The organism is Pseudoxanthomonas putridarboris, from assembly GCF_038321125.1.
In the GTDB taxonomy this organism is placed as follows: Bacteria; Pseudomonadota; Gammaproteobacteria; order Xanthomonadales; family Xanthomonadaceae; genus Pseudoxanthomonas_A; species Pseudoxanthomonas_A putridarboris.
In genome coordinates this window covers 154,696-167,437 of record NZ_JBBWWT010000003.1, presented here as the reverse complement: position 1 = coordinate 167,437, position 12,742 = coordinate 154,696, and the positions used below count along the sequence as shown (strand labels likewise).

11 protein-coding genes are annotated in these 12,742 nt (G+C 68.5%); 2 read left to right on the top strand and 9 right to left on the bottom strand.

Annotated elements, in window-relative coordinates; genetic code table 11:
• Nucleotides 1–7: 7 nt before the first annotated feature.
• From AAD027_RS08250 to folD, 4 genes are all read right to left on the bottom strand, one after another.
• Nucleotides 8–994, bottom strand: coding sequence for an aldo/keto reductase (locus AAD027_RS08250; protein WP_341725543.1), 987 nt, complete (start codon nt 992–994; stop codon nt 8–10).
• A 77-nt stretch (nt 995–1,071) separates the two neighbouring features.
• The gene (gene guaA, locus AAD027_RS08245; RefSeq protein WP_341725542.1) at nt 1,072–2,673 is read right to left on the bottom strand and encodes a glutamine-hydrolyzing GMP synthase; all 1,602 of its coding nucleotides are present in this window, start codon (nt 2,671–2,673) and stop codon (nt 1,072–1,074) included.
• 67 nt (nt 2,674–2,740) lie between these two features.
• Nucleotides 2,741–4,198: an IMP dehydrogenase gene (guaB, locus tag AAD027_RS08240; protein ID WP_341725868.1), complete on the bottom strand. Its 1,458-nt coding sequence runs from the start codon at nt 4,196–4,198 to the stop codon at nt 2,741–2,743.
• Between the two features lie 183 nt (nt 4,199–4,381).
• Nucleotides 4,382–5,245: a bifunctional methylenetetrahydrofolate dehydrogenase/methenyltetrahydrofolate cyclohydrolase FolD gene (gene folD / locus AAD027_RS08235; protein ID WP_341725541.1), complete on the bottom strand. Its 864-nt coding sequence runs from the start codon at nt 5,243–5,245 to the stop codon at nt 4,382–4,384.
• A gap of 139 nt (nt 5,246–5,384) precedes the next feature.
• Here folD and AAD027_RS08230 point away from each other — a divergent pair, with 139 nt between their 5' ends.
• Both AAD027_RS08230 and AAD027_RS08225 read left to right on the top strand, forming a co-directional pair.
• Nucleotides 5,385–5,681 (top strand): DUF1244 domain-containing protein, encoded by a 297-nt coding sequence (locus AAD027_RS08230; RefSeq protein ID WP_341725540.1) that lies wholly within the window; start codon nt 5,385–5,387, stop codon nt 5,679–5,681.
• A 31-nt stretch (nt 5,682–5,712) separates the two neighbouring features.
• Nucleotides 5,713–6,525 carry an alpha/beta hydrolase gene (locus AAD027_RS08225; protein WP_341725539.1) on the top strand — a complete coding sequence of 271 codons (813 nt, stop codon included), beginning with the start codon at nt 5,713–5,715 and terminating at the stop codon, nt 6,523–6,525.
• Between the two features lie 179 nt (nt 6,526–6,704).
• Here the strand turns inward: AAD027_RS08225 and AAD027_RS08220 are convergent, their stop codons facing one another.
• The 5 genes from AAD027_RS08220 to der form a co-directional block, all read right to left on the bottom strand.
• Nucleotides 6,705–8,546, bottom strand: coding sequence for a monovalent cation:proton antiporter-2 (CPA2) family protein (locus AAD027_RS08220; protein WP_341725538.1), 1,842 nt, complete (start codon nt 8,544–8,546; stop codon nt 6,705–6,707).
• A 31-nt stretch (nt 8,547–8,577) separates the two neighbouring features.
• Complete coding sequence (locus tag AAD027_RS08215) at nt 8,578–8,832, bottom strand: hypothetical protein (protein WP_341725537.1); 255 nt, start codon at nt 8,830–8,832, stop codon at nt 8,578–8,580.
• A gap of 80 nt (nt 8,833–8,912) precedes the next feature.
• Nucleotides 8,913–10,052, bottom strand: coding sequence for a molybdopterin-synthase adenylyltransferase MoeB (gene moeB, locus AAD027_RS08210; protein ID WP_341725536.1), 1,140 nt, complete (start codon nt 10,050–10,052; stop codon nt 8,913–8,915).
• Nucleotides 10,053–10,115: 63 nt separating this feature from the next.
• Entirely contained in the window at nt 10,116–11,333 is a 1,218-nt protein-coding gene (locus tag AAD027_RS08205) for a molybdopterin molybdotransferase MoeA (protein ID WP_341725535.1), read from the bottom strand.
• Nucleotides 11,330–12,730 carry a ribosome biogenesis GTPase Der gene (gene der, locus AAD027_RS08200; protein WP_341725534.1) on the bottom strand — a complete coding sequence of 467 codons (1,401 nt, stop codon included), beginning with the start codon at nt 12,728–12,730 and terminating at the stop codon, nt 11,330–11,332. Before der ends, AAD027_RS08205 begins: the two co-directional genes overlap by 4 nt.
• Nucleotides 12,731–12,742 lie beyond the last annotated feature (12 nt).

The following is a 12,742-nucleotide window of genomic DNA, read 5'->3' as shown; positions in this document are numbered from 1 at the left end:
TCCGAGCTTACCAGCGCTGGTGGACGTAGGGCTTGATGTCCTCGGCGTAGATGCGGGCGATGGCGTCCATGGTGGCGTCCGACAGCGCCGGCAGGTCCGCTGCCGCCGCATTGCCCAGCGCCTGCCGCGGGTTGCGGGCGCCGGGGATGACCACGGTGACGGCGTCGAACATCAGGATCCAGCGCAGCGCCAGTTGCGCCAGGGTCGCATCGCCGGAAACCAGGGGACGGATGCGTTCCACCGCGGCAAGGCCGACTTCGTAGGGCACGCCGGAGAAGGTTTCGCCGACGTCGAAGGCTTCGCCATGGCGGTTGAACTGGCGGTGGTCGTCGCTTTCGAACGTCGTGTCGCGGGTGAACTTGCCGCTGAGCAGACCGCTGGCCAGCGGCACGCGGGCGATGATCGCCACGTTCTTCTGCCGCGCCTGCTGGAAGAACAGTTCGGACGGGCGCAGCCGGAACATGTTGAAGACGATCTGCACGCTGGCCACGCCGGGGTACTCGATCGCCTTCAGCGCCTCTTCCACCCGCTCGACGCTGACGCCGTAGTGCCGGATCTTGCCCTGCTCCACCAGGCGATCCATCCGCTCGAAGATTTCCGGATGGTAGTAAGCGTCGGTGGGCGGGCAATGCAATTGCACCAGGTCGAGCGTATCGACCTCGAGGTTGCGCAGGCTGCGTTCAATCCACGCATCCAGGTTCCCGGCGCTGTAGCCTTCGACGGTCTGCTGCGGCAGGCGGCGGCCGGCCTTGGTCGCGACGAACGGGCGCTCGCCGCCGCGCTCCTTCAATACCCGCGCGATCAGGCGCTCGGAATGGCCGTCGCCGTACACGTCGGCGGTGTCGAGGAAATCGACGCCGGCTTCCAGCGCCGCATGCAGCGCAGCGACGGCCTCGTCGTCGTCGACCTGACCCCAAGCGGCCCCGATGGCCCACGCGCCGAAGCCGATTTCGCCGACGGAACGGCCGGTACGGCCGAAGGTTCTGGAACGCATCTGTTCTCCCTGATGGATCAGTCGACCGGGTCGGACCGGATCAATGGCCCTGCGCCATCGCAGCCGTCACGGTTGGGTCACTCCCACTCGATCGTCGCCGGCGGCTTGCCGCTGATGTCGTAGACCACGCGGGAGACGCCGCGCAGTTCGTTGATGATGCGGTTGGACACGGTGCCCAGCAGGTCGTACGGCAGGTGCGCCCAGTGCGCGGTCATGAAGTCGATGGTCTCCACCGCGCGCAGCGCGATCACCCATTCGTAGGCGCGGGCGTCGCCGACCACGCCGACCGACTTGACCGGCAGGAACACGGCGAAGGCCTGGCTGGTCTTGTCGTACCAGTCGGCCTTGCGCAATTCCTCGATGAAGATGGCATCGGCCTTGGCCAGCAGTTCGGCGTACTCGGGCTTCACTTCGCCCAGGATGCGCACGCCCAGGCCGGGGCCCGGGAACGGATGGCGGTAGACCATGCTGCGCGGCAGGCCGAGTTCCACGCCCAGGCGGCGCACTTCGTCCTTGAACAGCTCGCGCAGCGGCTCGACCAGGCCCAGTTTCATGTGCTCGGGCAGGCCGCCGACGTTGTGGTGGCTCTTGATGACGTGGGCCTTGCCGGTCTTGCTGCCGGCCGATTCGATGACGTCCGGATAGATCGTGCCCTGCGCCAGCCACTTGGCGTTCTTCAGCTTGCCGGCTTCCTCGTCGAAGATCTCGACGAACAGGTTGCCGATGATCTTGCGCTTGGCCTCCGGGTCCGACACGCCCTCCAGCGCGGCGAAGTAGCGGTCGGCGGCATCGACGCGGACGACCTTCACGCCCATGTGCTCGGCGAACATCGCCATCACCTGGTCGCCTTCCTGCCAGCGCAGCAGGCCGGTGTCGACGAACACGCAGGTAAGCTGCTCGCCGATGGCCTTGTGCAGCAGCGCGGCGACGACGGACGAATCGACGCCGCCGGACAGGCCCAGGATCACCTCGTCCGAGTCGACCTGCTCGCGCACGCGGGCGATCTGGTCGTCGATGATGTTGGCCGCCGTCCACAACGTCTTGCAGCCGCAGATCTCGGCGACGAAGCGGCGCAGCAGGGTGTGGCCCTGCTTGGTGTGGGTGACCTCGGGATGGAACTGCACGCCGTACCAGCGCTTCTCTTCCAGCGCCATCGCCGCGACCGGGATGCGGTCGGTGACGGCGGTGACGGTCCAGCCCGGCGGCGCCTTGGCGACATGGTCGCCGTGGCTCATCCACACGTCGATGCTGGCGCGGCCGGCGTGGTCGGTCAGGCCGCCGAGCAATGCGTCGTGCGCGATCAGTTCCACTTCGGCATGGCCGAATTCGCGCGCGTCGGCGGCCTCGGTGGCGCCGCCCAGCTGCGCGGCCAGCGTCTGCATGCCGTAGCAGATGCCCAGGATCGGCAGGCCGCTGTCGAACACCTGCTGTGGCGCCTTCGGCGCGCCATGCTGCGTGGTGGATTCCGGCCCTCCCGACAGGATGATGCCCTTGGCGCCAAACTTCGCGATCTCTTCCGGATCGTGGTCCCAGGCCCAGATTTCGCAATAGACGCCGATCTCGCGAATGCGGCGGGCGATCAACTGCGTGTACTGCGCGCCGAAGTCGAGGATGAGGATCTTGTCGTCGTGGAGCCGGGATTCGGGATTCGGGATTCGGGATTGGAATGCAACCGACATATCGTTTTCGCTCTGCTCTTGTCTTATCGAATCTCGAATCCCCAATCACCCATCCTGCGGATGGGCCTCAGCCCATCCGGTAATTCGGCGGTTCCTTGGTGATCTGCACGTCGTGCACGTGGCTTTCGCGCTGGCCGGCGCCGGTGATCACGACGAACTTCGGCTTGCTGCGCATGTCCTCGATGGTCGCGCAGCCCACGTAGCCCATCGTGGCGCGCAGGCCGCCGACGAGCTGGTGGATGATGCCGCCGACGGAGCCGCGGTAAGGCACGCGGCCCTCGATGCCTTCCGGCACCAGCTTGTCCGCGTCGCTCGCGTCCTGGAAATAGCGGTCCTTCGAACCCTTCTCCATCGCGCCCAGGCTGCCCATGCCGCGATAGCTCTTGTAGCTGCGGCCCTGGAACAGTTCGACCTCGCCCGGCGCTTCCTCGGTGCCGGCGAACAGGCCGCCGATCATCACCGTGGACGCGCCCGCGGCCAACGCCTTGCCGATGTCGCCGGAATAGCGGATGCCGCCGTCGGCGATCAGCGGGATGCGGTCCTGCAGCGCCTCGGCCACCATGTCGACCGCCGTGACCTGCGGCACGCCGACGCCGGCCACCATGCGGGTGGTGCAGATGGAACCCGGACCCACGCCGACCTTCACCGCATCGGCGCCGGAGTCCATCAGCGCCAGCGCGGCGTCGCCGGTGACGATGTTGCCGCCGATCACCTGCAACTGCGGGAAGCGCTTCTTCACCCACGCCACGCGCTCCAGCACGCCCTGCGAATGGCCATGCGCGGTGTCCACGATGACCACGTCCACGCCAGCGGCGGCCAACGCCTCGACACGCTGGTCGGTATCGCCGCCCACGCCCACCGCGGCGCCCACCAGCAGGCGCGTGGCGCTGTCCTTGGCGGCGTTGGGGTTGTCGGTCTTCTTCTGGATGTCCTTGACGGTGATCAGGCCGCGCAGCTCGAAGCCATCGTTGACCACCAGCACCTTCTCGATGCGGTTCTTGTGCAGCAGGTCCAGCACTTCCTCGTCGCTGGCGCCTTCCTTCACCGTGACCAGGCGATCCTTCTTGGTCATGATGTGGCGGACCGGATCGTCGAGTTTCTTCTCGAAGCGCATGTCGCGGCTGGTGACGATGCCGACCAGCTGGCCGCCGTCCACCACGGGCACGCCGGAGATGTTGCGCGCGCGGGTGAGCTTGAGCACTTCGGCGATGGTGGTCTCGGGGCCGACCGTGAAGGGTTCCTTGATGACGCCGGCCTCGAACTTCTTGACCTTGGCCACTTCGGCGGCCTGCTGCTCGACGGTCAGGTTCTTGTGGACGATGCCGATGCCGCCCAACTGCGCCATGGCGATGGCCAGTCGGGCTTCGGTGACGGTGTCCATGGCGGCCGAGACGATCGGCAGCTTCAGCCGCAGGTCGCGCGTCAGGCGCGTTTCCAGGCTGACATCCTTGGGCAGGACGATGGAATGGGCGGGGACGAGGGAGACGTCGTCGTACGTCAGTGCTTCAGCCTGGATGCGCAGCATCGGCGGGCCCGGATAGTTGGGGAAGCGCGACATTATACCCTGATCCGCGGGGCTTCCGCCGCCGGCCATGTCCGGAACGCTGTTTTCCCCGGAAGGCTCTTCCTGCCGTGGGAGCGACGTAAGTCGCGAACGGCCTTCCGCGGCGTCTCGTCGCGACTTACGTCGCTCCCACGAGGGGGCGCATCAAGGCGCGCTGGCAGCCTCGGCGGCTTCCAGCGTGTTCTGCATCAGCGTGGCCACGGTCATCGGCCCCACCCCGCCGGGGACCGGGGTGATCCAACTGGCGCGCACGGCGGCGGCATCGAAGCCCACGTCGCCGACCAGCCGGCCGTCCTCCAGCCGGTTGATGCCCACGTCGATCACCACCGCGCCGGGTTTGACCCATTCGCCCGGGACCAGGCCCGGCTTGCCCGCGGCGACCACCAGGATGTCGGCATCGCCCACGCGGGCCTTCAGTACGTCCGGGGGCGTGAACTTGTGGCAACTGGTCACCGTGCAGCCGGCGATCAGCAGTTCCAGCGCCATCGGCCGGCCCACGTGGTTGCTGACGCCCACGATGGTGGCGTTCTGCCCGCGCACGGGGCGGTCGGTATAGGCCAGCAGCGTGGTGATGCCGCGCGGCGTGCACGGGCGCAGGCCGAACTGGCGCAGCGCCAGGTGGCCAACGTTCTCGGGATGGAAGCCGTCCACGTCCTTGCGCGGATCGATCCGGTGGATCAAGCGGCTGGCGTCAGGGATGCCGGGCAGCGGCAGCTGCACCAGGATGCCGTGGATCTTCGGATCGGCGTTCAACTGGTCTATCAACGTCAGCAACTGCGCTTCGGTGGTGCCTTCGGGCATGTCGTAGTCGTAGGCCGCAATGCCCACCTTTTCCGCGGCGCGGCGCTTGTTGCGCACATACACCGTCGAGGCGGGATCACCGCCCACCAGCACCACCGCCAGGCCCGGCCTCGGCAGCCCCGCCGCCACGCGCACGTCGACCCGGACTTTCAGTTCGTCCAGCAGGTTCTCGGCGATGCGGCGGCCGTCCAGGATTCGGGCAGTCATGGGAAGATTCGGGTGTAAAGTCGCGCGTATTGTCCCCGATTCCACCCGCATGTTGTAGGAGCGCCCCATGGGCGCGATGCTTTTGCCACAGCGGGACGAAGAGCATCGCGCCCATGGGGCGCTCCTACGGACTCCGACCATGACCGACACCACCGCACTCGAAGCCGCCGCCTTCCGTCGCCTGCTCAGGCATCTCAACCAGGAACGCACCGACGTGCAGAACATCGACCTGATGATCCTGGCCGGTTTCTGCCGCAACTGCCTGGCCGACTGGTACCGCGAGGCCGCCGAAGAGGCCGGCGTCGCGATGGACAAGGAACAGGCCCGCGAACACGTCTACGGCATGCCCTTCGCCGAATGGAAGGCACGGCACCAGCGCGATGCCACGCCCGAGCAACTGGCCGCCTTCCAGGCCGCGCAGCAGCGGCACGGCTAGGCCTGTTGACGCTATTGGGACAGGCCCTAGCGTGCTGGGCAAGATCCTGCTGGTCGTCGCGATCCTGCTGGCGCTGGCCTACCTGGGCCTGTGCGCCCTGCTCCATTCGCAGCAGCGGTCGTTGATCTATTTCCCCCAGGCCACGCGCGCCGATGCGGCGCGGACCAACATCGCCATCGCACGGCCCGATGCCGTGCTGCGCGGCTGGGTGGTGAATCCCGGCCGCACCGATGCCATCGTGTACTACGGCGGCAACGGCGAAAGCATCGAGTCGTACCGCGATGCCTACCGCGAATGGTTCCCGGGCACCACAGTTTACCTGGTCGCCTACCGCGGCTACGGCGCCAGCGATGGCGAACCCAGCGAGACCGCATTGCTCGGCGACGCACTGGCCGTGTTCGACGAAGTCGCCACGCGGCATTCCGGCGGGCGCGTCGGCGTGATCGGCCGCAGCCTGGGCAGCGGCGTGGCCAGCTACGTGGCCTCGCAGCGCAGGATCGTCCGGCTCGCGCTGGTCACTCCGTTCGACAGCCTGGCCCGGGTGGCGCAGGCGCACTACCCGGTCTTCCCGGTGCGGTGGCTGCTGCGCGATCGCTACGAGTCGTTCCGCTACCTGCCCCGCCACCATGGCGAACTATTGGTGCTGCGCGCGGGCCGCGACGAAGTGATCCCGGCCCGCAACACCGATCGCCTGATCGCGGCGTTCCCGCGCCCGGCGCAGGTGGTCGATTTCCCCGACGACGATCACAACAGCCTGTCCAACCAGGCACGGTACTGGTCCTCGCTGCGGGATTTCCTGCAGCCCGCCGACGGAACCGGCCTGAAGGAACAGGCGATACGCTAGATGCGAATCGACATTCAGCCTCGTGCACGGAAAGCCGGCGGCCGCGCCGCCTGTAAAGAGGCAAGTCGGCCGCTGCGCGGCCTGTAAGTCAAGAGCAACCGCGCTTCTTCTTACCCTTTACAGGCGGCGAAGCCGCTGGCTTGCAGTGTGCGAAGCGCACGACTTCCCGCTCTGCGCCGTCACTCCTCTTCTTCCTCTTCGCCGATGATCTCGGCGGCTTCCTCGTTCAACGCGCGGGCCTCGCGCTTGGGCTTGGTCAAAGGCGTGGGCGTGGGTTTGGCGGGCCTCTTGCCGTAGATCATCGCGGCGCCGGCCATCACGCTGCCGCCCGCCATTTCCAGTTCGAACCGCTCGGCATCGCGCCTGCGGATCTCCCCGGCGATGGTCTCGGCGTCTTCCTCGGACACGCCCACGCTCACCAGCGCGGCCTTGCCGAACTCCACCGCCGACTCGAAGGTCTCGCGGATCTGAAAGTCCACCCCGGCGCTGATCAGCGCCAGCGAGTGCTCGCGGTCGTACGAACGCACCAGTACCTGCGCCTGCGGGAATTCGTGCTTGACCAGTTCGACCATGCGGTTGGCCGCGCCCCTGTTGTCCACGCAGATCGCGATGGCCTGCGCGGTCTGCGCGCCGCACGCGCGCAGCACGTCCAGCCGGGTGCCGTCGCCGTAGTAGATCTTGAAGCCGAACTCTTCGGCGCTGCGGATCATCTCGATGTCGGTATCGATGATGGTCACGTCCACGTCGCGGGCCAGCAGCGACTGGCTCATCACCTGGCCGAAGCGGCCGAAGCCGATGATCAGCACGCTGCCGGTCAGCCCCTTGGCTTCCTCGATCCCCTCCATCGACTGCTTGGCGACCGGCGAGAACCTGCGGAACAGCAGCACGAACAGCGGCGTCAGCGCCATCGACAGCACCACGATGGCGGTCAGGTTGGCGTTGACGGTGGCGTCGATGATGCCGGCGCCGGCGGCCGCGGCGAACAGCACGAAGGCGAACTCGCCGCCCTGCGCCATCAGCACGGCGCGGTCCAGCGCCTCGGCGTGCGGGCTGCGGGTGAAGCGCGCCACCGCGTAGATGCACAGCGCCTTCACCAGCATCATCGCCAGCACCGCGCTGACGATCAGCGGCCAGTTGCGGCCCACCACGCCCAGGTCCAGCGCCATGCCCACGCCCAGGAAGAACAGGCCCAGCAGGATGCCGCGGAAGGGTTCGATGTCCGCTTCGATCTGGTGGCGGAAGGTGGATTCGGACAGCAGCACGCCGGCCAGGAAGGCGCCCATCGCCATCGACAGCCCGCCCAGCTGCATCAGCAGCGCGGCGCCCAGCACGACCAGCAGCGCGGCGGCGGTCATCACCTCGCGCGCCTTGGCGGCGGCGAGGATGCGGAACAGCGGGTTCAGCAGCCAGATGCCCGCCGCGATCAGCCCCGCCAGCGACGCCACGCCGATGCCGATCGCCATCCAGCGCGAGCCCTCCTCCGGCTGCACCACCTGCGGCGACATGAAGGCCACCAGCACCAGCAGCGGCACGATCAGCAGGTCCTCGAACAGCAGGATCGACACCACCTTCTGCCCCTGCGGCAACGCCACGTCGCCGCGCTCGGACAGCAGCTGCATGACCACCGCGGTGGAGGTCAGCACGAAGCCCATGGCGCCGATGAACGACACCGGCAGCGGGTAGCCGAACGCCAGCCCCACGCCCGTCAGCGCCAGCGTGCACAGGCCGATCTGCAACGCGCCCAGCCCGAAGATCTGCCGGCGCAGGCTCCACAGGTGGCTGGGCCGCATCTCCAGGCCGATGACGAACAGGAACATCACCACGCCCAGTTCGGCCACGTGGAGGATCGACTGCGGGTCGGAGAACCACCCCAGCCCGAACGGCCCGATCACCAGGCCCGCCGCCAGATAGCCGAGCACGGAGCCCAGGCCCAGGCGGCGGAAGATCGGCACGGCCACGACTGCGGCGCCCAGCAGGGCGACGACTTTCACCAGGTCACTGGCACCAGCTTCTGCACTCATGCGGGGAAGTCTAACGGATGCGGGCGACGATCTAGCGGCGACCGCGCGCCTTCCACGCCAGCCACCAGCCCGCCGCCACCGGCAGCGCGAAGATCAGCAACTGGATGGGCGCTTCTTCCTGCAACGAGTAGCCGTGCGACAGCCCCGTGCGCAGATTCCACAGCACCACCAGCAGCCAGCCCAGGGTGAACACGCCGGCCACCGTCCGGCGCTTGGCCGGCTTGGCCAGCCAGATGGCGAAGCCGACGATCAGCAGGCCCGCCACGATGAAGGTCAGGGTACGCATACGCTCTCTCCTCGGTGGCGCGATGCCGGCAAGGCAGGCCACCGCAGACTAGCCTCAACAACCCCTGCGCTCAAGTTCGGTCAGGGCGACGCGCGGCAGAAGGCCGCATAGTCTATGTAGCCCGGGAAGGCCCGGCCGGCCGCGCATACCGCGCAATCCGGATCGTGGCGCAACCGCGTCTCGCGGAAGCGCATCGCCAATGCATCGAAATGCAGCAGCCGGCCGGTCAACGGCTCGCCAACACGCAGCAGCAGCTTGATCGCCTCGGTGGCCTGCAGCAGGCCGATCACACCGGGCAGCACGCCCAGCACGCCGGCCTCGGCGCAATTGGGCGCGAACTCGGGCGGCGGCGGTTCCGGGAACAGGCAGCGGTAGCACGGCTGCTCCCCGCGATGCCGGCCCGCGTCGAACACACTCACCTGCCCTTCGAAGCGTTGCACCGCGCCGTACACCAGCGGTTTGCCCAGCTTCACGCAGGCATCGTTGAGCAGGTAGCGCGCGGGGAAGTTGTCGGCGCCGTCGACCACCACGTCCACGCCGTCCAGCAGCCGTTCGACGTTGGCGGCCGTGACCCGTTCGGCCACCGCTTCCACCTGCGTACGCGGGTTGAGCGCCGTCAGCGTCGCCTGCGCCGAGGCGACCTTGGGCGTGCCGACGCTGGATTCGGTATGCAGTATCTGCCGCTGCAGGTTGCTGCGGTCCACCACGTCGTCGTCGGCGATGCGCAGGCGGCCCACTCCGGCCGCGGCCAGATAGAACGCGGCCGGCGAACCCAGTCCGCCCGCGCCGATCATCAGCACGCGCGACTCCTGCAGGCGCTGCTGGCCGGCCACGCCGACTTCCGGCAACAGCAGGTGGCGCGAATAGCGCTCGTTGAAATCCCGCGCGTCGGCGGACAGCGCCGGCCTGACGACGGGCCGCTGTTCCTCGATCCAGCGCGTGGTGCCGCCGGCGACCGAGGCCAGCCGCGTGTAACCGGCGGCTTCCAGCGCGCGCGCCGCGGCCATCGAGCGTCCGCCCGCCTGGCAGATCAGCACGATGCTGGCGCCGCGGTCCGGCAGGTGCGCCACGGGGTCGGCTTCCAGCCGCGCCCTGGGAATGCCGCGCGCACCTTCGGCCTGGCCGCCGGCGCGTTCGTGGTCCTCGCGCACATCGACGAAGACGCTGCCTTGCGCCAGCAGTGCGGCCACCTCGGCCGGCGTGATTTCGCGGATCGCCATGGCGGCATTATCCCCGAAGCCGCTACCGCCGGTGCGCACGGCGCATGGAACACGCTGTCCGCGTCAGTAGCCGATCACGTCGACCACGTCGCCCGACGCATAGTCGCGCGCGCCTTCGGGCAACACGATCAGTGCGTTGCTGTCCGCCGCCGCCCGCAACTGGTGCGAAGCATCGGCGCCGTTCGGCACGACGTGCAGTCGACCGTCCTGCCCACCGTCCAGCCGGCCGCGCAGGAACTCCAACCGGTCGTGGCTCTTGCGCCAGGCTGCCTTCAGCCGGGCCTTCCATTGCGGGCGCGGTTCGCGGCGCCCTTGCAGGCCATCCAGCAGCGCCCGCCCCAGCGTCAGGAACGTGGCCAGCGTTGAGACCGGGTTGCCGGGCAGGCACAGGAACAACGCGCGGTCCATCTGGCCGAACAGCACCGGCATGCCGGGCTTCATCCGCACCTTCCAGAAATGGATGCGTCCGTGCGCGGCCAGCAGCGCTGGGAGATGGTCCTTCTCTCCGGCCGACACGCCGCCGCAGGTGACGACGACATCGAAGGCCGACGCGGCATCGGTCAGCGCGGTGGTCATGCGCGCGAGGTCGTCGGGCAACGTGGGCCATGCGGTCGGCTCCAGGCCTTCGGCGCGCAGCAGGCCCATCAGCAGTTCGCGATTGCCGTTGTAGATCTGCCCCGGCGCCAGTGGCAGGCCGGGCTCGACCAGTTCGTCGCCGGCGGTGAACACCGCCACCGTGGGCCGCCGCGCGACCCGCAGCGAAGCGATGCCCAGCGCCGCCGCCAACGCCACGCGCGCAGGCGTGAGCGGCTGGCCCGCGGTCAGCACCCGCGCACCAAGCGGCACGTCCTCGCCCGTGCGGCGGATGTCGGCGCCTTGCGCCACGCCGGCGGGGATGCGGACGACGCCCTCGCGTTCGCTGGCGCCCTCCTTGATCGCAATGGTGTCCGTGCCGGCGGGCAACGGTGCGCCGGTGGTGATGCGCACGCATTCGCCCGGCCCGACCGTCAGGTCGCGCAGGCGGCCGGCGAACTGTTCGCCGACCAGGCGCAACGCAGTCTCCCTGCCGGGCACCAGGCTGGCATGGGCGAAGGCGAAGCCGTCCATGCGGCTGTTGTCGAACGGCGGCAACGGGATCGGCGCCGCGATGTCCTCGGCCAGCACGCGTCCGCCGGCCCGGTTCACGGCGACCTGTTCGGTGTCGGTCATCCATCCCTCGGCCACCTCGCTGATGAGGTTGAGGGCCACGGCGAAACTCACGCGGGCCGGGTATTCGCTCACTTGCCGCGCTTAACGTGCCGGATCATCCGCCGCTTCTTGGCGACCTGCTTCTCGGTCAGCACGTTCTTCTTGCCCTCGTACGGGTTGGCGCCCTCGCGGAAGACGAAGCGCACCGGCGTGCCGACCAGCTTGAAGCGCTTGCGGAAGAAGTTCTCCAGGTAGCGCTTGTAGGATTCCGGCAACACCTTGAGGCGCGTGCCGTGCACGATGAAGGTCGGCGGATTGGCGCCGCCCGGATGCACGTAGCGCAGCTTGGAGACGTGGCCGCGGATGCTCGGCGGCGGGTTGGTCTCGTAGGCGATTTCCAGCGCCTTGTTGACTTCGCTGGTGCCGAATTCCTTCGTCGCCGACGCGTGCGCGCGGTGGATGGCGCGGAACAGCTCGCGCAGGCCCGAGCCGTGCATGGCCGAGATGCGCACCGCCTCGGCCCATTCGACGAAGCCGAGCTTGCGCGACAGCAGCGCCTCGGCCTGCTCGCGCTGGTAGCTGGTCAGGCCATCCCACTTGTTGATCGCCACCACCAGCGCGCGGCCGGCGTCCAGGACGGCGCCGAGCACGCTGGCATCCTGGTCGGTGACGCCTTCGGTGGCGTCCAGCAGCAGCACGGCCACCTGGCATTGCTCGATGGCTTGCAGCGTCTTGACCACGCTGAACTTCTCCACCGCCTCTTCCACCTTGCCCTTGCGGCGCAGGCCGGCGGTGTCGATCAGGCGGTACTGGCGACCGTCGCGCTCCATGTCCACGGCGATGGAATCGCGGGTGGTGCCAGGGACCTCGGACGCGATCATGCGTTCCTCGCCCAGCAGGCGGTTCACCAGCGTGGACTTGCCCACGTTGGGACGGCCGACGAAGGCGACGCGCATGCGCGAGGGATCCTGGTCCAGCGCTTCGCCCGTGCCTTCTTCCGGCAGGCGCGCATGCACTTCCTCCAGCAGGTCGTCGATACCCTGGCGATGCGACGCCGAGATGGTGGTGACGTCGGCGAAGCCGTAGCGGGCGAAATCGGCCAGCGCGGTGGATTCGTTGATGCCATCGATCTTGTTGATGACCAGCAGCGTGGGCCGCGCGGCCTTGCGCAGCCAGGCCAGGATGTCGTCGTCCAGCGCCGATGGGCCTTCGCGGCCATCGACGATGAACAGCACCAGATCGGCTTCCTCGGCGGCGGCGCGGGCCTGCCGCGCGGTGGCGCCGGCCAAGCCTTCCTCTTCGCCGGCGATGCCGCCGGTATCCACGACCAGGAAGGGCTCGTCCGCATCCAGCCGGCAGACGCCGTAATGGCGGTCGCGGGTCACGCCCGGCTGGTCGTGCACCAGCGCGTCGCGGCTGCGTGTCAGCGCATTGAACAGCGTCGACTTGCCGACATTGGGGCGACCGACCAGGGCAACGAGGGGAAGCATCGGGACACAACC